This is a genomic window from Streptomyces sp. CCM_MD2014, from assembly GCF_000772045.1.
GTDB classification, from domain to species: Bacteria; Actinomycetota; Actinomycetes; order Streptomycetales; family Streptomycetaceae; genus Streptomyces; species Streptomyces salinarius.
On sequence record NZ_CP009754.1, the window covers coordinates 1,496,993 to 1,520,719 of the forward strand.

25 protein-coding genes are annotated in these 23,727 nt (G+C 69.8%); 21 read left to right on the top strand and 4 right to left on the bottom strand.

Features of this window, described 5'->3' with window-relative positions; genetic code table 11:
* Positions 1-88 precede the first annotated feature (88 nt).
* The 12 genes from NI25_RS06440 to NI25_RS06495 all read left to right on the top strand — a co-directional run bounded on the left by NI25_RS06440 (position 89) and on the right by NI25_RS06495 (position 11,461).
* Positions 89-562, top strand: a complete 474-nt coding sequence (locus tag NI25_RS06440) for a LuxR C-terminal-related transcriptional regulator (RefSeq protein ID WP_233520684.1) — start codon at positions 89-91, stop codon at positions 560-562.
* Complete coding sequence (locus NI25_RS06445; RefSeq protein ID WP_107071640.1) at positions 559-1,209, top strand: hypothetical protein; 651 nt, start codon at positions 559-561, stop codon at positions 1,207-1,209. Before NI25_RS06440 ends, NI25_RS06445 begins: the two co-directional genes overlap by 4 nt.
* Positions 1,206-1,781, top strand: a complete 576-nt coding sequence (locus NI25_RS06450) for a DUF6624 domain-containing protein (RefSeq protein WP_061441529.1) — start codon at positions 1,206-1,208, stop codon at positions 1,779-1,781. Before NI25_RS06445 ends, NI25_RS06450 begins: the two co-directional genes overlap by 4 nt.
* 74 nt (positions 1,782-1,855) lie before the next feature.
* Positions 1,856-2,323, top strand: coding sequence for a DUF6082 family protein (locus NI25_RS06455; protein WP_054100456.1), 468 nt, complete (start codon positions 1,856-1,858; stop codon positions 2,321-2,323).
* Between the two features lie 195 nt (positions 2,324-2,518).
* Positions 2,519-2,698, top strand: coding sequence for an FxLD family lanthipeptide (locus NI25_RS06460; protein WP_061441530.1), 180 nt, complete (start codon positions 2,519-2,521; stop codon positions 2,696-2,698).
* Positions 2,699-2,804: 106 nt separating this feature from the next.
* Positions 2,805-2,936 carry an FxLD family lanthipeptide gene (locus NI25_RS06465; RefSeq protein WP_011031314.1) on the top strand — a complete coding sequence of 44 codons (132 nt, stop codon included), beginning with the start codon at positions 2,805-2,807 and terminating at the stop codon, positions 2,934-2,936.
* 37 nt (positions 2,937-2,973) lie between these two features.
* A complete protein-coding gene (locus NI25_RS06470) occupies positions 2,974-3,153 on the top strand; it encodes an FxLD family lanthipeptide (protein WP_054100455.1) in 180 nt (59 codons plus the stop codon).
* Between the two features lie 86 nt (positions 3,154-3,239).
* Positions 3,240-6,338 (top strand): lantibiotic dehydratase, encoded by a 3,099-nt coding sequence (locus NI25_RS06475; protein WP_061441531.1) that lies wholly within the window; start codon positions 3,240-3,242, stop codon positions 6,336-6,338.
* On the top strand, positions 6,325-7,584 hold the full coding sequence (locus NI25_RS06480) for a lanthionine synthetase C family protein (protein ID WP_061441532.1): 1,260 nt from the start codon (positions 6,325-6,327) through the stop codon (positions 7,582-7,584). The genes NI25_RS06475 and NI25_RS06480 overlap by 14 nt, the downstream gene beginning before the upstream one ends.
* Positions 7,585-7,602: 18 nt before the next feature.
* Positions 7,603-9,693, top strand: a complete 2,091-nt coding sequence (fxlM, locus tag NI25_RS06485; protein WP_061441533.1) for a methyltransferase, FxLD system — start codon at positions 7,603-7,605, stop codon at positions 9,691-9,693.
* 1 nt (position 9,694) lies between these two features.
* The gene (locus tag NI25_RS06490) at positions 9,695-10,804 is read left to right on the top strand and encodes a hypothetical protein (protein WP_061441534.1); all 1,110 of its coding nucleotides are present in this window, start codon (positions 9,695-9,697) and stop codon (positions 10,802-10,804) included.
* A gap of 96 nt (positions 10,805-10,900) precedes the next feature.
* Positions 10,901-11,461, top strand: coding sequence for a peptide deformylase (locus tag NI25_RS06495; RefSeq protein WP_233520842.1), 561 nt, complete (start codon positions 10,901-10,903; stop codon positions 11,459-11,461).
* A 101-nt stretch (positions 11,462-11,562) separates the two neighbouring features.
* Here the strand turns inward: NI25_RS06495 and NI25_RS06500 are convergent, their stop codons facing one another.
* The 4 genes from NI25_RS06500 to NI25_RS06515 form a co-directional block, all read right to left on the bottom strand.
* A complete protein-coding gene (locus tag NI25_RS06500) occupies positions 11,563-12,156 on the bottom strand; it encodes a phosphatase PAP2 family protein (RefSeq protein WP_054100449.1) in 594 nt (197 codons plus the stop codon).
* Positions 12,146-13,345 carry an MAB_1171c family putative transporter gene (locus tag NI25_RS06505; RefSeq protein ID WP_061441536.1) on the bottom strand — a complete coding sequence of 400 codons (1,200 nt, stop codon included), beginning with the start codon at positions 13,343-13,345 and terminating at the stop codon, positions 12,146-12,148. Before NI25_RS06505 ends, NI25_RS06500 begins: the two co-directional genes overlap by 11 nt.
* The gene (locus tag NI25_RS06510) at positions 13,342-13,896 is read right to left on the bottom strand and encodes a hypothetical protein (RefSeq protein WP_007491146.1); all 555 of its coding nucleotides are present in this window, start codon (positions 13,894-13,896) and stop codon (positions 13,342-13,344) included. Before NI25_RS06510 ends, NI25_RS06505 begins: the two co-directional genes overlap by 4 nt.
* Before the next feature lie 180 nt (positions 13,897-14,076).
* A complete protein-coding gene (locus NI25_RS06515) occupies positions 14,077-14,529 on the bottom strand; it encodes a helix-turn-helix domain-containing protein (RefSeq protein ID WP_007491144.1) in 453 nt (150 codons plus the stop codon).
* Between the two features lie 685 nt (positions 14,530-15,214).
* Here NI25_RS06515 and NI25_RS06520 point away from each other — a divergent pair.
* The 9 genes from NI25_RS06520 (at position 15,215) to NI25_RS06565 (ending at position 23,639) form a co-directional block, all read left to right on the top strand.
* A complete protein-coding gene (locus tag NI25_RS06520) occupies positions 15,215-16,111 on the top strand; it encodes a helix-turn-helix domain-containing protein (protein WP_061441537.1) in 897 nt (298 codons plus the stop codon).
* 2 nt (positions 16,112-16,113) lie between these two features.
* On the top strand, positions 16,114-16,827 hold the full coding sequence (locus tag NI25_RS06525; protein ID WP_061441538.1) for a hypothetical protein: 714 nt from the start codon (positions 16,114-16,116) through the stop codon (positions 16,825-16,827).
* Between the two features lie 160 nt (positions 16,828-16,987).
* On the top strand, positions 16,988-17,629 hold the full coding sequence (locus tag NI25_RS06530) for a WhiB family transcriptional regulator (protein ID WP_061441539.1): 642 nt from the start codon (positions 16,988-16,990) through the stop codon (positions 17,627-17,629).
* A complete protein-coding gene (locus NI25_RS06535; protein ID WP_061441540.1) occupies positions 17,626-19,302 on the top strand; it encodes a hypothetical protein in 1,677 nt (558 codons plus the stop codon). The genes NI25_RS06530 and NI25_RS06535 overlap by 4 nt, the downstream gene beginning before the upstream one ends.
* Positions 19,299-19,490 carry a hypothetical protein gene (locus NI25_RS06540; protein ID WP_007491133.1) on the top strand — a complete coding sequence of 64 codons (192 nt, stop codon included), beginning with the start codon at positions 19,299-19,301 and terminating at the stop codon, positions 19,488-19,490. The genes NI25_RS06535 and NI25_RS06540 overlap by 4 nt, the downstream gene beginning before the upstream one ends.
* A 585-nt stretch (positions 19,491-20,075) precedes the next feature.
* Positions 20,076-20,471 (top strand): plasmid mobilization protein, encoded by a 396-nt coding sequence (locus tag NI25_RS39990; protein WP_061446781.1) that lies wholly within the window; start codon positions 20,076-20,078, stop codon positions 20,469-20,471.
* Entirely contained in the window at positions 20,468-22,210 is a 1,743-nt protein-coding gene (locus NI25_RS06555; protein WP_107071641.1) for a relaxase/mobilization nuclease domain-containing protein, read from the top strand. The genes NI25_RS39990 and NI25_RS06555 overlap by 4 nt, the downstream gene beginning before the upstream one ends.
* 213 nt (positions 22,211-22,423) lie before the next feature.
* Positions 22,424-22,867: a hypothetical protein gene (locus NI25_RS06560; RefSeq protein ID WP_054100437.1), complete on the top strand. Its 444-nt coding sequence runs from the start codon at positions 22,424-22,426 to the stop codon at positions 22,865-22,867.
* Positions 22,868-22,946: 79 nt separating this feature from the next.
* Complete coding sequence (locus NI25_RS06565; protein WP_061441543.1) at positions 22,947-23,639, top strand: hypothetical protein; 693 nt, start codon at positions 22,947-22,949, stop codon at positions 23,637-23,639.
* Positions 23,640-23,727: the final 88 nt, after the last annotated feature.

The window sequence follows — 23,727 nt, forward strand, 5'->3', positions numbered from 1 at the left end:
TGCCGCCGGCCCCCGTCCCCCGCGGGGACCGGCGGCACCCCTCCCAGTGACCATCCACTCAGCCGAGAGAGACACCGTGACCCCGCCCGTGACGACCAGCGCACCGATCACGCCCCTGACGCCGACCCTGCAGCGCGTCGCCCAGCACCTCGCGAACGGCCTCACGGCCAAGGAGATTGCGGCAGAGACCAGCCTGTCGGCCGTGACCGTCCGCCAGTACATGCGCGACATCCGCGAGAGCCTGCACTGCCCGCCCCGCTGCAAGCCCCCGGTGATCGTGCACCGCCTGTTCACCACCCAGCAGGTGGCCTCACCCACGGCGGACCGGCCAGCGCCATCCCTCACCCCGGACCAGCGGCTGCTGCTCCGAGCCGTCGCCGAGCACAGCGACCCCCGTGACATCGCCGTCGCCGCCAAGCTCGCCCCCGCCGACCAGCGCGCCGCACTCGACCAACTCCTCGCCGACACGGGCGCGCGGGACACCACCCACCTGGTGATCCTTGCCCACGGCTGGAAGCTGCTGCCGACCGACCCGGCGGCGCGGAGCGGAGCGAGCCAGTGAGAAGGCCCCCCACTCCCCTGGCCAACGAGGAGGCTCCGGCTTCCACCTCGTTCGCAGCGAAGTACCCGGGCGCCGTGTACGCGGTGCGCAGGTTACGTACGGACGCCGAGCGCGCGGAAGCCGCTGCCCTCGTGCAGGACCGGCAGCGCTGGCTCACCCTGCGCGGTCTCCCCGTGCCCGCCCAAGCCGACGTGCCGGCCCTGTTCCGCGACCCGCACACGACGTCGGCCGGTCTGTTCGAGGACGGAAAGCTGCTCGCCTGCATGGTCCCCGCGCGCGACCCCGGACTCAGCTGGGGCGAAGGCCCCTGCCTCCGCCTGGGCCACGTGCACACCCTGCCCGAGCAGCCCGACGACATCACCCGGCTGATCACCCTGTGGGCCTCCGACTTCGCCGCCCGGCAGAGCCTCCCGCTCGTACGGGCCGAAATCCTGGCAGGCCACACCCTGCAAGCCGAACCCATCGCCGCCCTGCTGCGTCGGCTCACGGACATGGGCTGGGACGTGCGGGGTTCCGGTCCGGGACGGGAGGGGGACCGGGTCGCCCGCCTCGAACTGGCCGCCGAGCACCGCCCCCGACTCAGCACACTAATCAGCTGCCAAACCCAAGCTCCCCATCTTGCCGCGGAAGAAGGGAGCAGCACGTGACAACCGAAAAGCCGCAGCGGCCCGACATCGCCCGCGAGCTGATCGCCCGCGCCACGGAATCGGCAGCGCACCGGGCCACACGCGTGCGCAACCAGCTCGATGGCGTCCAACTCGGCCGTGGTCGGCACACCGACTACGCCAACGCCAAGTTTCTGCACCGCGTCCTGGGCGAATACGAGTGGCCCGGCCACCGCCTCGTCGGCCCTGCTGCTGCCCGAGCCGCCTGGAGCATCGCCCTGCACAGCGACCACGATCTCGTCTGCCAGCGCGCCGCCACCATCCTACTCGGACGTGCGGTCGAGGTCGGCGACGCGCTCGTCCACCACTGGGCACACCTACACGACCGCACCCTCATCAACACCGGCCAGGACCAGGAGTACGGCACCCAGCTCCTGCTGAGCTCCGACCGCATCGAGCTGTGCCCACTGCGCGCGCCGGGATCCGTCGACAAACGAAGGGCCACGGTCGGTCTGCCGCCGATCGCTGTCGCACTGGAGACGGTGCGTAGCCGGTACATGCCTAACGGCTCTACCGATGAAGTCCCGAGCGTCGTCCTCGCGGAGGCCGCGTGAACAAGCGGAACACCGCGGTCCCCACCATTCGGCCTTCATGCCGCACATCCGCTCTGCGAAAGGGTTGTTGATCGATGAAGCTCCCTACCGCCGTCCTCGCTGCCGGTGTTGCCCTGTCCCTCACGACCGCCGTGGTCGGAGCCGCCCGGCTCAGGCAGAACGCACGGCACCAGGCCGAGCGGCACGAGGCGCTCCTCGCGGGCAACCAGCTCGACTGGCTGAACCGGGTGTCCACCAACGCCGACCTCGCCGAGCTGTGGAAGCCCGAGGACATGAAGGCCGAGGAGTACATGCAGCTCATGTCGGCCAACCGACTCATCTGCGCCCTCAGCCTCCGACACTGCCTCGGCCGCGTCCGCGACGGACAGCTGCCGTTCTACGCCGAGATGGTCATGAGCAGTGACGTCTGCCGGCGCTACTGGCAGCGCTTCGGCGACCTCCGCGCTCAGGAGGCCGAGGGCGACAAGCGGGCCGAGCACTTCACCCGGGTGCTGGACCAGGCCGCGAAGAACCATCCTCAAGCGCAGCCCGCGGCAGCCTGACGGCGTATCTCGGTTCACCTTTCGGACTTCCGTGTCCCGTCCCCAATTCCTCTTCCGGACAGCAGTTCTCGTGTCTGAAGAGGTGGCCGGCGAGGACCCGACTGGCGCAGGCCACACAGCTGTTGCCCACCGGGGTCGGCCGTACCGCAACACACCGAATCGAAGTGTTCCACCGGACCAATCAGGAGGATTCCCGTGACTCCCAGGGTGACCGACCAGGGCATGAGGACCGCCTCGGCCTCTGCCGCGCAGGACCCGTTCGACCTCGACATCAGCGTCATCGAATCGGGTGGCACGGTCGGGGCGTGTATCGCCTCCGACGGCGGCTGCGGCTCAACCTGCGGTGGCAACGCCTGTATCTCCAGCGGCTCCTGACCACACCAGACCACCGGCACGACGCCCATGTCCTGTCGGCGCCGCCCACGCGGCACGTCCCTCGCGGCTCGATCGGAGCCGCGCACGACAACGGAGGAATCACCACATGCAGAACGACGAATTCGACCTCGACATCAGCGTCCTGGAGTCCGACGACGGCTCCGCCACGCTGATCAACCTCACCGACGACGGCTGCGGCAGCACCTGCTCCAGCCCGTGCGCCACCAACGTGGCCTGATCATCTTCCACCGCACGACGAGTAGGGAGACACCCCCATGAACGCGAACACGATCAAGGGCCAGGCACAGTCCCCGGCCGCCACGGCGGGCGGTGACGCGTTCGACCTGGACATCAGCGTCCTGGAGTCCGGCGACGGCTCCGCCACGGTGATCAACCTGACGGACGACGGCTGCAAGCCGAGCTGCCAGGGGTCCTGCGCCACCAACGTGGCCTGACCTCGGCGCATTGATCTGCCAGCCCGCGCGGCCTTGCGCCGCGCGGGCTGGCACCCACCCCAACACACCACAACCAGGGAGGGTGCATGGGTTCCCGGAAGGACGGCCCGCTGTACCGGTGCGCGGATACTGCGCTGGTGCGCGCCGCCCGTTCCTCGAGGCTGCGGCTTCCCGCGTGGCCGGACCTCACCGACGACACCCCGGACTGCGAGGTGCGGTGGCAGACGTGGCTGCGCGACGTCTGGTCGCTGTCCGAGGCCGCCGACTCCATCGAGCAGGCCAGCCCTCTGCTCGCGCAGCAGGTTCAGACCCTGTGCTCGGTGGCCAGTCCCGAGACCCGTCAGTTGCGCCGCGCAGTGGTGTCGGTCATGCGGTACCTGCTGCGTATGACGGGCCGGGCGACCCCGAACGGTCTGTTCGCCGGTATCGCGCCCGCCTCGTTCGGGGAACGACCGGGATGGTCCTGGGGTGAGTGGCATCGACCCGTCATCCGCGCCGACGGCGACTGGATCGCGGACCTGGTCGCCCGTCTGGAAGCAGATCCTGAACTCCTGCGGCACCTTCATGTGATGGCCAACAACACCATCTTCGTACGGGGCGATCGGCTGATCGTGCCCTACCCGCCCCGTTCATGCCGTACCGACGGCAGCCCAGCGGCCGAAGTGTCCCTCCGGTACACCAGCGCCGTACGTATCGCCGTTGATGCCACCGCCTCGCCCGTCCCCGTCCATGCGGTGGTCGCACTGATGAGGAGCGAGTTCCCCGACGTTCCCGCGGACCGGGTGGAAGGGCTCGTCAGCAGCCTCGTCGAACGCGGTGTGCTCATCAGCAGCCTGCACGCGCCCTCTGCCACCCTCGACGCCCTGGACCACCTGGTCGAGCAGGCCGAAGCAGCCGCCGCCTCATCAGCCACGGACCTCGTGGCCGACCTGCGGACGGTCCGCGACGCCATCGCCCGGCACAACCAGGTCCTGGCCCCGGCGGACGGCCGGCACCTGCGTACCGCCTTACGTCGGAAAATGACCGCTTTGAGTAGCGTCAAGGCTCAGCCGTTCACGCTGGACCTTCGCATGGACTGCTCCCTCACTCTGCCCCCACAGGTTGCCCGCGAGGCGGAGCAGGCCGCCACGGTGCTGGCCCGGCTGAGCGCGTACCCCTTCGGCACTCCGGCATGGAAGGACTTCCACAACCGATTCTTCGAGCGGTACGGCATCAACTCACTCGTCCCGGTCCGGGACCTGGTGGACCCCGATGTCGGCCTCGGGTTCCCGGTCGGATACCGCGATGCGCAACCTGAACAGGGTGAGGCCCTGACCGCCCGTGAACAGCGGCTGCTCTCCCTCGCCCAAGCGGCCGTCCTCGACGGCCGCGACGAGATCCGCCTGGACGAGGACCTGATCCGCACGTTGACGGTCGGAGATCGCAACGCCCCGCAGGTACCGGCCCACACGGAGCTGCGCTTTCGAATCCGTGCCGCTTCGCAAGAGGCCCTGGAGAGTGGAGACTTCGTTCTCCACAGCATCGCCCCGTCCCGCGGGATCGGCACCACGATCGGCCGCAGCCTGGGGCTGCTCGCATCAGACGATCAGGCCCGCATGGCCGTCATGCTGGAAGAGCTGCCGGTCAACACGCCCGGCGCGGTGCCCACGCAGGTCTCCTTCACCCCACTCGACCGGGGCGACACCAACGTCACCCGCGTTACAGAACTCCTGCCGGCCGTCATCAGCCTGGCGGAGCACCGTCCGGTCGACGCGCGCACCATCCCGCTCGACGACCTCGCCGTGGGCTGCGACCGCCGCAGGCTCTACCTCGTCTCCCTCTCCCGCGCCTGCCTGCTGGACCCCATGACGCTGCACGCGCTGGACCTGCGCGGCCACACGCCGCCGCTCGCACGCTTCCTCACCGAGATCAGCCGGGCCCAGACCGCCGTCCTGACCGTCTTCCCCTGGGCGTCCGCTACCGCACTGCCGTACCTGCCGCGGGTGCGCTACGGCCGCGCGATCCTCTCTCCGGCGAGGTGGCGACTGAACCGGTCGGAGCTGCCCGACCGCCGCGCCTCCTGGGGGGAGTGGCACAAGGCGGCCGACGAGTGGCGCGCACGCCGCCGAGTTCCGGACGAAGTCGCGCTGGCCGAGGGCGACCAGCTTCTGCCGCTGGACCTCTCCGAGCGCGCGCACCTCGCGCTGCTGCGCGCCCACCTGGACACTCATGAATCGGTGATCTTGACGGAAGCGGAATCCGAGGAAGGCTGGTTCGACGGACGGTCCCACGAGATCATCGCCCCGATGACGGCCGTCCGCCCGCCGCAGTGGCCGGCCGTCCCTCCCGTCACCGCGGACCAGCTCGTCACCCGCGACCACGGTCACCTTCCGGGCGCCGCCTCCTGGCTGCTGGTCAAGCTGTACGGGCACGTCGAACGGCAGCCCGAGATCCTTGCCGACCACCTGCCCGCGCTGCTCGGCCAGTGGGACGCGCCGCCGACCTGGTGGTACATTCGCTACCGCGATCCCCGCTGGCACCTGCGCCTGCGCATCGCGGTCCCCAGCGAGCAGGACTTCGCCCTCACCGCACAACGCGTGAGCGCCTGGGCGAACGGACTGCGCCGTGCCGGGCTCCTCACCGACATGCAGTTCGCGACCTCCTATCCGGAGACCGGCCGGTGGGGCCCCGGGCCGCTGATGGGCCTGGCCGAGGACGTCTTCGCCGCTGACTCCCGAGCCCTGGCCGTCCAGTTCGCCCAAAGCTCCCGTCCGCACCAACAGGTCCTCGCCGCAGCGAACTTCGTCTCCGTCGCCGCCGCCTTCACCGGCAGCACCGCAGCCGGCATGAACTGGCTGATTGCCCACGGCCGGATCACTGACCCGCGCCCTATGGACCGGACCGTGCGCGGTCAGGCGTTGCGCCTAGCCGACCCGGCCGACGGCTGGGCGGCCCTGCGCGCGGCTCCCGGCGGCGACGCCATCGCCAGCGCCTGGAGCGAGCGCGACGCGGCCCTGGCCCGCTACCGGCAGAAGCTGGACGCGTTCGGTGGCATCGACCCGGACGTCGTTCTCGACTCGCTGCTGCACGCCCACCACATCCGCGCCGCCGGCATCGACAAGGACGACGAGCGGATGTGCGTACGGCTGGCCCACGCCGCCGCGATGGCCTGGACTCACCGAGGAGATCACCATGAATCTGCGTGAAAGCGCGCGGGCAGCCGCCGACACGATCGCCGAGCGGCTTGCCTCGCCGCAGGATGTACGGGGGCTGCATCACCGCCAGGGCTGGTGGCCGCAGTCGCTCGCGCACGGCGCGGTCGGTGTCGCGCTGCTGCACATCGAGCGGGCCCGCACCGAGCTGGGTCCGTGGCAGCGCGCCCACGACTGGCTCGCCTGCGCCGCAGCCGAACCCGCTGTCGGCGGCCCGGACAGCCACCTCTACTACGGGGCGCCCGCGCTCGCCTTCGCCCTGCACGCCGCCGCCGACCGCCCCGGACGCTACGCCCGCGCCCTGGACGCCCTCGACCGGTACGTCACGAAGGCGATCCGGGACCGGCTCGCGGACGCCCACGCACGCATGGACCGCGGCGAGATGCCCGCGCTGGCGGAGTTCGACGCGATCCGCGGCCTGAGCGGGCTGGGCGGGCTCCTGCTGCACCGCGACGTCCATACCGACGTCGTCCGCGAGATCCTGACCTACCTGGTCCGCCTGACCGAGCCGGTCAAGCAGGACGGGGAAGTTCTGCCCGGCTGGTGGAGCTCCCTAGCTCCCTCCGGCACGATCTCCCCGGAATATCCGGAAGGGCACGCCAATAACGGCGTCGCCCACGGCATCGGCGGCCCCCTCGCTGTGCTCTCCCTCGCAGCCCGCCGCAGCGTCACCGTCGAGGGCCACCTCGACGCGATCACCCGCATCCTGGCCTGGCTCGACCACTGGCAGCAGGACGGCCCCGCCGGCCCGTGGTGGCCGTACTGGATCACCCGTGAGCAACTACGCTCCGGCACGATCGGCCCCGGACCATCCCGGCCGTCCTGGTGCTACGGCACCGCAGGATTCGCCCGCGCCCAGCAGCTCGCCGCCATCGCCCTCAAGGACCCGGCGCGCCAACACGCCGCCGAATTCGCCCTCCTGCGCGCCATGACCGACCCCGGACAACTCGACGCGACCGTGGACGTCTCCCTGTGCCACGGCTTCGCCGGCCTGGCGCACATCACACAACTCGCTGCCACCGACGCCCTCACTCCCGGCCTCACCGAATGCCTGCCCCGGCTCCTGGCACCAATCACCGAGACCACGCCCGGCGCCCTGGCGGACTCCCTAATCAACCCTCCCGGCGGCGGCGACATCGGGCTCCTCGAAGGTGCCGCAGGCACCGCCCTCGCCCTGCACTCCTTCCACACCGGAACGCCGTCCGCGTCCGGGTGGGACACCTGCTTCCTGATCAACTAGCCGACGAGAAGAGGAAACATGGCAGCGGACGAATGGCCGCAACGCCTCATCCGGTTCACCGACTGGAGCCGCGCGGAGGCCACCGCCGTGGAGCATCTACTCCCAGTGCTGATCGCCCATGAGTCGGAACTGGCCCAGTGGTCCTTCCTGCGAAAGTTCCCCTGGTGGCGGTTGCGGTACCGGGCCGCGGGCCCGGACACGGCGAAGGCCCTGGACGCTGCCCTGGACGAGCTGGTCGACGCCGGCGTCCTCGCTTCCTGGACGCGAGGCATCTACGAGCCGGAAGAGACAGCCTTCGGCGGCCCCGCCGCGATGAAGATCGGCCACACCCTGTTCCACTACGACAGCCGTCACCTGCTGGAGGAGGCGGACCGCCAGCGGACAGTGAGCGGCCCCCAGCTCGGCCGCCGCGAGCTGGCGGTGCTCCTGCTCAGCGTGGCGATGCGCGCGGCGGGTCTCGACTGGTACGAGCAGGGCGACGTCTGGGCGAGGATCGCGGCCGAGCGCCCCGGCGACGAGGTCTGCGGTCCGCAACGGCACCGGGCCGCTGTCCACCGGTTGATGACCGTCGACGTCAGCACCACCAGCCGCAGCGTCACCCAGGGCCGACTCGCGCCGCTGGCCGAGTGGATAGCCACGTTCGAGTGGTTTGGCCAGCAGCTCGCGGACCTCAACCGTCAGGGCCGCCTGGAACGAGGGTTGCGGGCCGTGATCGCCCACCACGGCATCTTCCACTTCAACCGCCTGGGCCTCCCCGCCCAGGACCAGCGCACCTTGTCAACACTCGCGAAAGAGGTAGTCATGGGAACGAGCGACAACACCGCGTCCACCCGAGCTGAGGGGACGGCGAGCACTACGGTCAACGGGGTGAACAGTGACACCATCGAAGCCCCCTCCGCAGACCGTCTGCGCGCCCAGCTGATCGACCACCTGGTCGAGACCGGGTGCGTGCGCACGCCCCGGGTGGAGGAGGCCATGCGGACCGTACCCCGCCACCTCTTCGTCCCCAACGCCCCCCTAGAAAAGGCGTACGGCAACACACCCGTGGACACGAAGTTCGACGGATCCGGCCGCTCCATCAGCTGCGCCTCCCAGCCTGACATCGTCGCCATGATGCTGGAACAACTCGACGTCCAGCCCGGCCAGAAGATCCTGGAGCTGGGGGCCGGCACCGGCTTCAACGCCGGACTCCTCGGCTACCTCGTCGGCGAGACGGGACACGTCACCACGATCGACGTGGACGAGGACATCGTGGACGGAGCGCGCGGCGGGCTGGCCGCCGCCGGCATCCACAACGTCGAAGTGGTCCTCGGAGACGGAGCCGTGGGCCACGCCTCCAACGCGCCGTACGACCGGATCGAAGCCACCGTCGGCGCCCACGGCGTTCCGCACGCCTGGCTCGACCAGCTCGCCCCCGGCGGACGACTCCTCACACCACTACGCCTGCGCGGCAGCGTCTCCCGCTCGATCGCCTTCGAGAACCAGGACGGAGCCTGGCGCAGCGTCGGCAGCCAGATGAACACGTTCATGCCGCTGCGCCGGGGAATCGCCGACGACCCGCGCGTCTTCGTTCCCCTGGACCCCGACAACACCGTCACCCTCGTCACCAACGGAGACCAGAAGGTCGACGCTGACGCCCTGCGCGACATCTTCCGCCAGCCGCGCGCCGAGGCGTGGACGGACGTCACCTTCCGGGGCCCGGAATCGGCGGAGTACCTGGAGCTGTGGCTCGCCTGCGCCATGCCGAACGGCCTGAGCCGGATGCCCGCCAAGCCCGAAGCCATCGAGAAGGGACTGGTCACCGCGCCCTACCCGTCCTCGACCGCGGTCTTCGAGGGTGGCACGCTCACCTACCTCACCCGGCGCCCCTACGCGAAGAAGGCCCCCGATGGCGCCACCCTGTACGAGTTCGGCGTCATCGGCCACGGCACCGACGCCGAGGCCCTCGCCGGGGACGTCGCGGACCAGATCCGCACCTGGGACCAGCACTTCCGAGCGCTCGACGTCGGCTTCGAGATTCAGCCGCTCGACGCGACCCCGCTCGCCCCGAAGCCCGGCCGCTTCACCTTCGACAACCCGCTGAACCGCATCGTCATCGAATGGCAGTGACATGGACGTCAGCCAGATAGCGAAGCGGTTCCCGCTCGTTGCCCGTCCACGTCCAGCGTGCCCGCCTCTCGCTGAACGCATCCGCGAAATCACCGACCTCGCTGCCGCCGCCGAGCGCGACGACAACGTGACCTCCGCAACCGTCGCCCTGAACAAGGCGGCACTGATCGCAAGCGACTGCGGCATGCCGGACCTGGCACGCTCTCTGTGCTGGCGCCACGCCGAGGCCGTCCTGCGCGCCCAGCCCCTGGGCGCGCAGGAAGCCCGGTACGCCCTGGAACCTCTGGTCAACCTGGCCCGACTGCGCATCCGCGACGGCGACGGGACTGGCGCGTATCATCTGCTCGATTCCCTGAACCGAGCAGTCAGATCGAAGACGGAAGCGGTCATCGACGACCGCGCCACGTCCTTCCAACGCCTCACGAAGTCGGCTTCCGACCATCAACAGGTATGCCAATGGCTGTGGGCCGTACTCCTCGGCGACGGAACCCGTGCCCTCGTCGCAGCAGGTGAATGGGACTACGCCCGGGCGCACAGTAGGCAACACCGGGGCGTGGGAAAGCGCCTCTTCGACGGGCGCCAAGTCGAGGTGCTCGTCCGCTGCCTCGGCGAGCAGCCCAGCGATGCGTTGAAGTTCCTACACGAGAGCACCCTGGTGGAGCCATGGGAGCACGCCGTCGCGGCAGCCCTTGCCGTCCTCTGCCACAGGGCAGCCGACGAGCAGCCAGTCGAGCCGATCAACAAGATGGTGCAGCACTACCTGGCTCTCGGCTCGGCCCCCGACCTTGCCGTCTTCCGCTCTCGTGTAGGACTGGTTGTGCTCGACCTCTCCCCAGAGTCCCGACAAGCCGAATTGATGCACCGCCTCACCAGCGAAGCGACGACGCATCCCGACGGGTACATCGCACGAGACGTCCTGGCCCACTCTGTGTGCCGCGAAGGGCTGAGCCAGGACGAGCGCAGAACGCTCTCCACTGCAGTCGCCTCCGCCGGCCTCGGACGGGGCAGCATCCCCGACCCTCTGGATCAGGCCATACGGGACGCTTCAACAGTCGCAGCGGATGTCTGGCAACGCCACGCTAGCTGCCGAGCTAACGCCTGGCCCGCATGACCGGCACCCCGAGCGGCGCACCCCGTCGTATGTCCACTGCAACCGCGGTTGGCCGAGCGAACTCGACGCGAATCAACAGGAGTTCTCGTGAACGAGATGCGGCCCAGCGAGCAGATGCGCAACCTCGGCGTAGTCCAGGAAGGCGCCTCCGTCCTTGCCGAGCCAGCACGCCCCTTCTCACTCCCTGCCGAACGTGAGGCCGCCGAGCAAGCCGTGGAAAGCCTGTTCACCTCCATGGCGCGCATCGCAGGCGTCCACACGTTCGCCAAGGGCATGGGCATTGCAGCCCCACAGATCGGCATCCGCCGGGCCGCGGCCGTCGTCCAGCCCGCCGAGCCAGGAGCGGGCGCGATCGTACTGCTCAACCCCCGGGTCATCGCCGCCTCGCAGGAGACCGACGACCAGTACGAGGGATGCCTGAGCTTCTTCGACGTACGCGGCCTCGTCCCTCGCCCCCTCCGGATCACGGTCGAGACCACGACACTCGACGGGACGACCGTGACCACTGACTACGAACGCGGCCTCGCCCGTCTGGTCCACCACGAGATCGACCACCTCGACGGCCACCTGTACACAGCCCGGATGCGCCCCGGAGTGCAGCCCATCTCCGTGACCGAGTACCGGCAGACCGGACGGGCCTGGTCCTACGAGCACTGAAACCCGATCCTGCCGGCCCGCGAGCCGGTGCAGGGGCCCGAAAGCCGGGTGAGATACCTGGGAGGCGTAGCGGCCGCTCTCAACCACGCCCCTCCTTCGGATCAGCGCGCCAGGTGGAAGACGGCTGCGGCCACGATGGTGCCGAGGATGGTGCCTGCGATCACTTGGTTGCGTGTGTGGTCCCGCAGCTCGACGCGGGACCAGCCGACGACGACGACCAACAGGAAGCCAAGGGCCATCCACGGGCCGTAGGTCTGCACGAGCATCGCGCAGGCACCTGCGGACACGGCCTGGTGGACGGAGATCTTCCAGGCGAAGGTGATCGCGGTGAGAATCGCGAGCGTCACGAGCATCGAGACGATGAGGGCAACCATGGTGCGCGGCGCCCCCGCGACAAGCATCAGGACGATGCCGGTGGCTACGGAGAGCAGGATGACGGCCATCACGACTAGCCGTGCTGGCTTCGCTCCGACGTGTCTGTCGCCCCAGTGACCCTTGCGAATGCCGTACTTGATGAAGGTGATCGGGATGACGGCCGCGAAGAGGGCGCCGACCACACCCCAAGCAACACCTGTCCATTCTGCGGTGTGCCAGCCGACCAGCAGCGTGACAGCGATGATCCAGTTCTTCGGCTCAAGCCAGTCTGTAATGCGGCGGGCCAGCCGCGACTCGCTGGGGCGGACATCAGTTGTCATCTGAGGAGATCCTTTCCGAAGCGCCCTGCTCGTGGGAAACGGACGAATGTTCTTTCCGGACGAATTCGGAAACGACTGGCGAGGAGAGGTACGCGCGGGCAACGGTGCGCAACCATGACAGTTCGCTCGCTCTGTCTCGGCCAGTGACGCCGAGGGGTGGATATTCAACTCCCCGCAGCCGTTCCCCATTTCGTGCGCTCTGGACGGCTGCACGCAACCAGCAGGCTTCCGCCACTGCGTCAGAGAGTTGCGCAGCGACCCCTTCCTGACGGACGAACCTCCGGGCCTTTGCGTGCATGTCGACTGACACGTACTCGCGAAGCGCCAGGCAGGCATCCTCGATCTCGATGACGCACCGTTCCAGCCGGAAGCGGACACGCCACCTGCCTACAGATGTCGCCAGCACCACATACGGGGCTGCTTCCGTGAGCTGCACCCAGAGCGGACGCAGTTTCCGCAGGGTGCTCCACGCGGCGACGTATTCCACGGCGACGGAGAGAGGAGGCAAGCAGACGCCGACGGCGACCGACAGGACGGTGGCTTGCTTGAGCGTTGTGGAGAGAAGGTTCTCCAAAGCTGGATAGCTGGTGCCGGAGGCAAGCTGAACCGTCACGAAGACGATGCGCTGGAGGGCGTACAGGCTTCCGAGCAGGGTTCCCAAGCCCAGAAATCCGAGGCCGGCCTTCCCCAGGAGAGTCCGGCTGTGACGTACGCCGCCGAGGAACAGCCATGTAGCGACGACCATGGCGATGCCGATGTACAGCGTGAAGACCGTCATGTAGAGGACGGGAAAGAGGGCGCCACGGCCCTCCCCAAGCCTGACGGGCCCTCCTGACGTCCAGTTGGCCAGGGCGTAGAAGGCGAGCATGAGGGGCAACGTCACGCCGGCGGCCACCAGCCGGGTGCGACTTGCCAGGCCCTGCGGTCGAACGACTGCGATGACGAAGTCGAGCAGATATGCCGCCGAGGTAACGCCGAGCAGGTGCTTCAGCAGCGGCGACAGCCTGGCGTCTGCGCCGACGGCGGCATCGACTGCCTCTTTGACCGGCGGAACCTCGAACGTCATGGCAGCTGCGAGAGCCACCAGGGTCAGCGCCAGACTTCGCTGCTTGCGAGAGTGCCGGAGGGACGGCAGCCGCCACAGAGCCACCAGCCAGAGGACGCCGGCGATGAGGGTGGATGTACTCATGAGCGGCGGTTCCTCCGTGGGTGGACCAGGGCGTCGTCGAGCCGCGCCACGGCACCGGACCGACCGCGTTCCCGGCCCGAGTGGGCAAGATCGTGAAAGAGCTCTCCCAGGCAGGAGGCGGCCATTTCGGCGTCGTACTCGGTCTCGCTGTCGTAGCTCGTCCGGCCGAGAGCGGAGAGCACGGCAGAGGGGTCGACCCCGTCAGGCAGGACTCCCAGTAGAGACCTGACGACGCTCTCGTTGTTCCCGGCGTGCCCGAGCAGCAGGTGCGCTAGCTCGTGGCGCACGATTTGTGCACGATGCCGCTCGCTGGTAGCCGCGACGTGAAAGACGTAATCCCCGTGGTCGAACGAGAGGACCATTCCGCAGGGAGCGTTGGCCCCTCCGGTCTCAGGCAATTCGTGGAGGTGCAGGGGGCGGCCACGCTTGACGGCGAGCTGCCGGCATATTTCATCCACCGCGTAGGGATCGGATATCTCGATCCCCCGCAACTGCTCCTCACACAGTCGCCTCAGCTGCGCCTCTCTGCGCGCGAATTGCCGCTTGAACATGGACGAGATCCTTGCTGTAGCCCCCGAATGAGCGCTGACACGGCCTGCGCTAACCGGAACCCACCATTCCGCGTGGTTCTAGCGGAGCTTTGCATAGGTACAGATGGTTGCCCAAGGCGATCTTGAAGATCCATGCGCGGCATACCAGTCAAATCCACCCAGCAGGTGAGTGAGGTCACATCACTGCCCGGGCTTGTCGAGCCCTTCCCACCGTCTCGCCTGATTGATCACATCCGTGATCATCCTCAAGCTGTCCGCCGAGAGGCCGTTGGCTCGAAGCGCAAGGCCGCGGACGTCGCTGTCGGCTACGGCCTCGATGAGTTCCATGGAGGCGCGCACCTTCTCGGCCTCCTCGGCGTCGTAGTCCGAGAAGAAGTACTGCTCTTTGACGTGGAAGTGGCCGGCCAGTCGTTCCACCGTCGTGTAGGTGGGGTTGGGCTTCGCACCGGTCCGCAGCTGCGAGATCGCACTCTCGGACACGGAGATCGCCCGGGCGACCTCGGCATTGGTGTAACGCTTGCCGGTCTCCGGGTTCGTCACGGTCTGGAACAGGTGGTTGAGCTTGTCGGCGAATGAGCGCCGAGCGTCGGCCGCGCCGCCGGGCGCCTCCGCCGGCCCGCTGGACTCCACCATCACCGACTCCTCTCATCTAGACGCCGACTCCGGACTGTACTGCAGTGTAGTTCCCAGGACCAAAGGCTGAGAGGCTTCACTTCAGTGTTGACAGACTGGGATCACTCTGGCGTAGGTTTTCGAACACAGCTTCACTGAAGTGATGTGACGCCGGCGGGGTGCGGTAAGCGCTCCTTGCCCGGCCGTCGTGACCTACGTACGCGCTAGGACTCGCCCATGCTCGCTCCACCCCCGTCGCAGCAGCTCACGCGACTTCTACAGGGTTTAAGAACCAACTCTGGACCTTGACGCGGAGCCGTGCGTATGTTCGTCGTCCCCCGCCGGGCAGACCGCCCGCACGGACGAGCACAGGAGCAATGACGTGCACAACCTCCGGGCCTCATAGGCCCCAGAACACAGCGACGGCGCCCGAGAGCGGCAACTCCCGGACGCCGGACGCTTAACGGCTATACCGCCCCGGCAAGGGCGGAGATCGCCACCATCACCACGCTGATCCCTTCCACGGGGCGTCTCAGCGTGGCAACACCAAAGGAGATTCTTGCATGCGCTCCGCCCTGCGCAAAAGGCCCTACCGTCCGGCCTGCGCGGCAGCTAGCTCCGCCTCGGCGCCTCAGCGCCCCGAGCCGGACCGCACCATCCAGGCCCCCGCGGGCCGCCCCGCCCGCCCGCTTGCCGGGAGCGGCCGATGAGCAGCGAAGCTCGCGAGTGGGTGTGGGAGCACAGCTCCAGCCGAGGGGCCGCGCGTCTGGTCCTGCTGTCGATCGCCGACCGGGTGGCCGACGACCAGTGCATCTCCTGGGCCTCCCTGTCCAGCCTGGCCAAGCGCACGCACGCCTCGGTCTCCACGGTGCGCGAAGCCATCGAACGCCTCGTCCTGGCCGGCGAGCTGGAACAGCTCGACGACCTGGTGGGCCCGCAGCGCAGCACGGTCTACCGCCTGCCGCTCGCCGCCGAAGCAGTCGCACAGGCGCTGCGAGAGCAGCGGGAGGAAACGGGCGAGACGGCAGTGCCGGACGAGCCCGCTGGCCCTGCCAAGCTCCGGCTGTCGGCCCTGCGGCGGTACGGAATCCGCCCGCGTGAGGTGCCGGAATCCCCCGCCAGGGTCCGGAAACCGGCAGTACCGGAAACCGGCAGGCCCAGGCGGAAACCGGCACAGCGGCGTACCGGCCACCGGCACAGCGATGTACCGGCCACCGGCACACAGAACCGTAGTGAACCTAATTTGAACCGGAGGTACAGCAGTGGTGGTGCTGCCGTCCTCCCGGCTGCCGAGTGGCAGGTCGACCCCGCCACCCACACCTGGGCCCGCCGGCAGGGACACCTCGACCGCCTCGGCGAGCATGGCCTGCAGGCCGCCGACGCGAAGTGGCGTGCCCACCGGGCGGCCCACGCCCCGAGGCCGGCGGAAGCCTGGGCTGCCGACTGGCGAGCCTGGATCACCCGGGAACACGCCCCCAACCGCCCGAACCTCTACGCCGTGCCCGGCCAGAACACCGCCGCGCCCGGTGGCATGACGCGGGCCGAGAAGCACACCGCCGCCCTTCTCGCCGCCCTGGACGAGCCGACCGGAACGGAGGGCTGACCGTGGACCGCCGCGAAATCGCCGCCCTGCTGGCCTACATCGGCCGACTCGACCCCCGCAGCATCCGCACCGACGAGGGCGAGGCCCGCGACCAGCTCGCCCAGTGGCACGAGCTGCTCGGCGACGTGCCGATGGCCACCCCGCACGGCTGGGACGCCCGCATCGCCGCCCGCCAGCACTACCGCACCTCGCCGTACCAGATCCAACCCGCCGACGTGGTCCGCCCCTGGGAGAGCTACCGGCGCAACCGCCTGGCCCTCCACTGGGACCCCACACCGTCCGCGGACCCGGACGACCAGGCCGCCTGGACCGCAGAGCTGGTCGGCACCCGCCGTGCCGTCGCCGCCGGCATAGCGCAGCCCGCGTATGCCCCGGCCATCACCAGCAGCCAGGAGGGGATCAACCCGAGGCTGCAGGCTCGGCTGGACCAGATCGGCTCCTGCATACCGCCCGCCGCCCGCGCCGCTCTCGCACCGTTCCGGCCCGCCCGGGCAGCACGCGAAGCCGCCGTCGCGCAGGGGCTGCCCGATGCCCTGAGCGTGCGATGCGAGTGGTGTCTGGCCCCGGTCGGCGAGCCGTGCCGGCGCCGCCGGATCGGCCCCAACGACGGGGTACGCGCCATCACGCCGCGCGCCACCCCGCACCCCGGCCGTGTGGATCTCGCCGCCCAGCAGGCCCAGCACGCCGAGCAGGCCCAGCAGCCCGCCCTGGCCTGACCGGAGCCTCCGGCGCGTGCATCCCGTCTGCTGCACCGCCGCAACCTCACCGTCCCGCACCGGATGCGGCGCACGCCCACGCGCCGCAGCCGGCGCCCGACGCCGCACCCGCCAGGCACTGCGTTAGCCGGCCGGTGTGGCAGCACATCGGAGACTCGCCTTGCGCCGCATCACCACCCACGACGCGCCGGCCACCGGCTTGCGCGGCATCGCAGACACCAGCTGGCACGTCCGCGGAGCGTGCCACGGCATGGACGTCGAGGACGCCGACGCCGTGTTCTTCCCCGGGCCCCGGGATCACGAGGAGATCGCGGAGGCGAAGGAGCTGTGCGGCTGGTGCCCTGTACGCCGCGCGTGCCTGGACTTCGCTCTGGAGAACGTCCTCAAGGAGGGCGTCTGGGGCGGGCTCACTGAAGCCGAGCGGCGCCCGCTGCACGACAACCTGCACCGGCGCCTGGACTACCGGCGTGTGACCGCCTTCTTCCAGGGACGCGACGTGCACCTGACGGAAGCCGAGCGGCAGGTGGTCATCGACCACGCCTACGTCCGGGGCTGGCAGCCCGACCGGCTCGCTGCCGCCCTGCAGATCAGCCACAAGCACGCCCGTGACCTGCTCCGGCAAGCGGCCAACAAGGTCTTCGACCGGGACCGCAATTACGGCGTGCCCCGCTCCAGGAAGAAGCGGAAGAAGACCTCCAAGGCCAAGGGCACCCCCGCGCCCGCAGCTCCCGGCACTCAGCAGCCGACAGGCCGCCCGGCGGCGTCGACCTCGGCGCACGCCCCTCTCGGAAAGGCAGCATGACCCACCCTGTCCTCGCCTTCGGTGCTACTTCGGACCTCCCTCTCCTCCTCGCCGCCGTCGTGCCCGCCGCCCTCGCGCTCGTGCTGACCGCCTGGGCGATCCGGCGCCGGGGAACCCGCCCGCGGAAACGTCTCGGCGGCCCGGCGGTCAAGGTCGCCGCCGTCGCCGCCCTGGGCTGCACCGCCTACAGCGCCGACACCAGCTGGCGCTTCGCGGCCGACTACCTCGACATGGCCGGCACCGCCGAGCGCGCCGGCATGTTCGCCGCCGCCGAACTCGCCCTGTTCGCCACCGCGCTGATGGCACGGCAGAACCTCGCCGTCCAGGGCGCTCCTGGCCTGCCGGGCACGCTGGTCTGGGTGATCACCACGGTGCAGGTGATCCCCGCCTACGCCGAGAGCGGCCCCGTCGGAGGCACGGTCCGCGCCTTCGTCGGACCGGTCATGGCGGCGATGCTGTGGCACCTGGCCATGGGCATCGAACTGCGCCTGCGCACCCCGGGTGCAGCCTCGAACGGACTGCTCGCCGTCCTGGGCCGGGAGGCACGCGAGCGGCTGCTGTCCCGCCTGGGCATTGCCGCGCGGGACCGTGACGCAGCGCAGATCACCCGGGACCGGGCCACCGCCCGTGCGGTCACCCTCGCCGCCCGCCTCGCCGAGCGCACACCCGAGCAGCAGCAGAGCCGTCGCGGCCGGCGGCTGACGCGACGCCTGTCGAAGGCGGTCGGCAGGGCTTCGGTCGGCACCGACCCTCTCCAGCGGGCGCAGCTGCTCGACCAGCTCGCCGCTCGGCGACACGCGCTGGCGCTCGCCACGGTCCCGCTCCCTTCTCCCTGGTCCCCGGCGCACAGCAGCGCATCGGCGGCCACGGTCCCCGTACAGCCGACATCGGATGTGCCGGTCCCCGTCCCCAGTCCCGACGGTTCCGACGAGCCGGTCCCGGACCGAGGAGCGAGGGCTCCTCGGGGCCCCGTCCCCGAGAACCCGGAAGCCGAGGTCGACGCAAGGACCAAGGGCGACGCAACGGGAACGTTCGCGGGAACCAAGCCCTCGGAAGACGGTGCGGTCCCAGGGACCGTGCTCGCCGGACCGGGAGCCGCAGCGCGGGACGCAGCGGCCATGAGGACCGACCACAGCACGCGAGAAGTGGCAGCTCAGGACCCGGGTTCTCATCGGGGACCGGGCATCACGAAGTCGGGGACCGAGACCACCGAGGACCGAGGACCGACCGCCCCACAGTCCGGGACCGAAACCACCCAGGACCGAGGACCGACCGCCCCACAGTCCGGGACCGAAACCACCCAGGACCGAGGACCGACCGCCCCACAGTCCGGGACCGAAACCACCCAGGACCGAGGACACAAGGTCCCGCTTCGCCGGAAGCCGACCAGGACCTCCCGGACGAAGAACAAGGACAAGCGTGCACGGTCCCGCTCGCAGACGGAGCGCCAGGCACGCGAGCTGGGTGAATCCGAGCGCCAGCTTGTCCGTGAGGTGCGTCCCCATGTGCCGGCTCTGCTCGAACGGGACGGCAACGGCGCGATCACCCGAGTGCAGCTGCGCGAAATCATCCGCCGCCAGGGCCTGACGGGTGTCGGTAACGACCGACTCGGCCTGGTCCTCCAGGAGCTGCGGAACGGGGACATCACGACGACGAGGAGCACCGCCCGATGAAGACCTGCCACCAGTTCAAGACGGTCCGCGCCGAGTACGAGCGCGAGATCGGATTCATGCTCGCTCACTCCGAGCGGCATGCGGGCAGGCCGGCGGCGAAGTCCAGCGCGAAGCAGGCAGCCTCGGCGAAACAGCGGATGGCCCGCGCGCTCAACAGCCACGTCGGACGCTGCCCCGAATGCGGCTGAACCGGCAAATCCCAGCACAAGGCCCGTTATCCGTAAAGGTGGCCCAGCTCCACGCCGGGCCACCGCCCCGCTTAGGAGGTACGCCATGATTCCTCGTCCCCCTCGCTTTTCCGGGCCCACCACCGCCGAGGCCGGTGCCTGGGCGGACGTCTTGGTCCGCCGGCAACTCCTCCACGCCGTCGTCCTCACGCCGACCGGGCAGTGGCTCGTCCAGGACCGTCCCAACAGACCGGTTCGCGTCCTTGCCAGCCCAGCCGAAGTTCTCGCGCTGGCCGCAACCATCCAGCAACGCACCCGCTCTACGAGGCCCGAATCCCGATGACGAACGCACCCAAGAACGGCACCACCCCGGAACCTGATCGCGGCTCCAACTCGGTCTCGGGGCGAGCAAGTTATCGCAAGAGCATTGCTCCCGAGGGGAGCAATGCTCTTGCGTTCCCCGCCCCTGGAGTGGCGGGAGCGGAACGGCACCGGGGGGCGCCGATCCGTGAGGATGCGACCGAGGGCGGCTCGCATCCCGAGGGGCAGGACCAGCACGCCTGCCACAGTGCGCACTGCACGCACACCGCCCCTTCAAAGCCGCATGTGCAACAGCGTGAGCGCCTGCGCGACGAGAACAAGCGCATGCGCCAGCCCAGCTGCCGCATGAACGACGACGAGTACCAACTCCTAGCTCGTGCAGCCGCCGTGTGCCACATGAGCGTCGCCAGTTTCCTCGCCCACGCCGCTCTCAAAGCCGCCCACGATCTCGACCGTACGGCGGCGGAAATCGCCGCCCAACGAGAAGTCCACAACGAGCTCTTCGCTGTGCGCCGGCACCTCGGCCACATCGGCAACAACGTCAACCAGGTAGCTAAGGCCGCCAACTCCGGTGCCGACGTCCCCTACGCCGAAGCCGTACTCGGCGCCGTCCAGCGCGCCACCCAGCGCGTGGACGCCTTCATCCAGCACTACCTCGACACCGAAAGGCGAACCGGTTGATCCCTCGCGTCCACAAGCGTGGCTCGAACACGTTTGGCCTGCTCATCTACCTCTACGGCAAAGGGACTCATGAGGAGCACGTCGATCCGCATCTCGTGGCGGCATGGGACAGCTTCGCTCCCGACCCCGGTCGCGATCCTCAAGCTACGAAGAGACAGTTGCAGCAGCTCCTGGACCAGCCCGTCCAGACGCTCGCGGAGTCGCGCCGCCCGGCCAAGCACGTCTGGCACCTATCCGTCCGGGCCGCACCCGACGACCCGGTTCTCTCCGACGAGCAATGGGGGGAGATCGCCCGACGCATGGTCGCCGCGACCGGCATCGCTCCGGCCGCCGACGAGGCGGGATGCCGCTGGGCAGCCGTGCGCCACGCCGACGACCACATCCACATCATCGCCACGCTCGTCCGCGAAGACGGCCGGCGCCCCCGACTCAACAACGACGCCAAGCGATCCCAGGCCGAAGCCCGCCTGATCGAAACCGAGTACGGGCTCAAGCAGCTCAGCACCGGGGACGGGACCGCAGCGCAACGACCGACCAGCGCCGAGCGCCACAAGGCCCAGCGCCAGGGCCGCGAGCGCACCGCCCGCGAGGAACTGCGGGAATCCGTGCGGCGTGCGGTGGCCGGCGCGAGAAGCGACGAGGAGTTCTTCGACCGCCTCGCCGCCGCCGGCCTGCTGATCCGCAAGCGCGCCGCGCCCTCCGGTGACCTGCTCGGATACAAGGTCGCCCTGCCCGACGACCTGAACAAGGACGGCGAACCGGTGTTCTACCCCGGCGCGCGCCTCGCTCCCGACCTGTCCTTGCCTCGCATCCGCGAGCGGTGGTCCGGTGATGCGCAGGATGTCCCTGCGGCCCGGCGGGACGAAGCGATTCGTACGGGGCCGGGCAGTCCGGCCTCCGCGCGCCGCGGCACGGCATCGGCCGTGTGGCAGGCCGTGCTCGTCGGCGACCACGGCGAGGACGGGGTCGCCGCCGCCCACATCGCCGCGGTCGGCGAGGTCCTGGACGCCCTCGCGAAGACGTCCGCCGCTCACACCCGCCGCGAACTGCACGACGCCGCAACGGCCTTCGAACGGGCCTCGCGCTCTCACGTCCGCGCCGTACGCGGGCACGATCGAGCCCTGCGACAGGCCGCCCGCGACCTCGTCCAGGGCGGCCCGGCCCTCGGCCGCGGTGAGGACGGAGCCACCACGGCGATGGCGATCGACATGCTGTTCTTCCTGATCACCGCCACCGCGCACTGGCACGCCCGGAAGGGCCACGCCCAGCAGGCCGAGGCCGCCACCCGAGCCGCCGAACACCTGCGCACCGCTTACCAGGCCGCCTCGGCCCAGCCGCTCGGTGTGCTATACCAGCGCGGCCGACGTCTGAGCCGGCCGATGCTCCAGCGGCAGACCGCGCTGCTGCGCGAGGCGCTCCCGGAACTGGCCGAGCAGATCCTCGCCGAACCCGGCTGGTACGCCCTGGCCGCGACCATCACGGAAGCCGAAGCCGCCGGCCACAACCCGGCCGCCCTCCTGCCCGACGTTGCCGCTCGGCGCGAACTGGGCACCGCGGACTCCATCAGCGACGTGCTCGTATGGCGGATGCGACGGACAGCCGACCTGCCCGCCGATGCCTCCCAGCTTCCCGAGACCAGCACCGCAGCGAACCGGTCCGCGACGCGCAGGGCGACGACCAGGCCCTCCACGCCCGGCAGGCGGCGCAGCGGAGAGGAGTCACCGCGTCAGGCCCGATAAGTACACCAGACGGCACGCAGGCTCCCCGGATCGCCGCTGTGCCGTACCGAGACATGCGTCGTGGCCTCCTCGTCACCCGGGCAGCCGAGAGGCCACACCCGTGCTGACCTGGCCGAAGGGACTGTGGACGTTGTGAATTGAAACCGCCGACGGCGTGGGGCACGATCATGAAGACGCGCAGGACGAGGTGCCGAGGTAGAGGAGGACGCCAGGGTGTTTCACCGAATACGCCGCAGGGCCAAGGGGCCGAGCGAAGCTCAGAAACGGTTCGCCGAGCTGCACGCGCAGATGCAGGGACAGGTCCCGCCCGGCATCGGAGTGCCGGCGCCCGAGCCGCAGCCCGCCGAGCCGACCGCCATCGTGGACGACTTCCTCCCGCCGGAGCTGCGGGTGCCGAGCCACGACCAGGTCGAGGGCAAGATGATGCCGTGGAAGCAGCCCCTGGTCCTCGACGGCGAGATGGCCACCTGCGCCGAGTGCGGCGCGTACCGGGACTGGCTCATCCTCTCCACCCGCGGTGAGATCTGGCTGCGCTGCCGGGCCGGACACCAGCAGCTGGAGACGCGCATCGACACCGCCTGGTACAACCGGCACTCCGGGCCGGCGGACTCGACGCACGCCACGTTCGAGGACTGCCTGCGCCACCTCGGGCACTGACCACCACTCCTACGACCCCACCGGGCCCGCGGGCCCGCACTGACCACCCGTCGCCTAGCACCAAGGGGTCAGTTCCGTCATGCGCGTTCGCGTCGCCACCACCGCACTCGGCATCACCGCCGCCCTCCTCGCCGTGCCCGCCTGCTCCACCGACACCCCCGGGTCCAAGCACCGGACCGCCTCCTCCCGTACGGGAAAGCCGACCGAGGTCGCCCAGGAGCCGGCCGCGCTCTCCTCGGCCGCGCTCGAGTCCCGCCTGCTCGACCCGCGCGACCTCGGCAGCGGCTACCTTCCCCAGCCGGAGCGTCCGGCCCAGCACGATGACGTCACCGTCCTCGGCTGCCCGGCCCTGAGCGAGCTGGGCGGTGACGCGGCGACTGGCGGCACACTCGCCTTCCCGCACAAGGCGAAGGCGGACTTCACCTACGGCTACAGCTCCTCGGAGATCTCCGAGGAGCTGTACAGCGACAGCGTGAAGAAGCTCTCCGACGGCACCGGCCGGATCTTCGATGCCATGACAGGCTGCCCGGCCTATCAGGTCGTCGCCGGTGGCACCCAGGTCGACGTGACCTCGCAGAAGCTGCCCGCGCCCAGCGTCGGCGGTGATGAGCAGTGGAGCCTGCTTCTGACGTACATCGCCGGGGGCCGGAGCACCGTGGTCAAGCAGACCGCGATCCGCGACGGCAACCTGCTGCTGGTCCTCTCCGGCTCCCCGGCCCTCGTCGACCGCCACCTCGACAAGGCCCTCGCCAAGGCCACGGCAACGAGCTGACCTGCGTGCACGTCACGCTGCTGCCTCCGACCGTCGCGGTCGGGGGCAGCAGTGCGTTATGGGCTAAGCACTAACGACCCGACCGGCC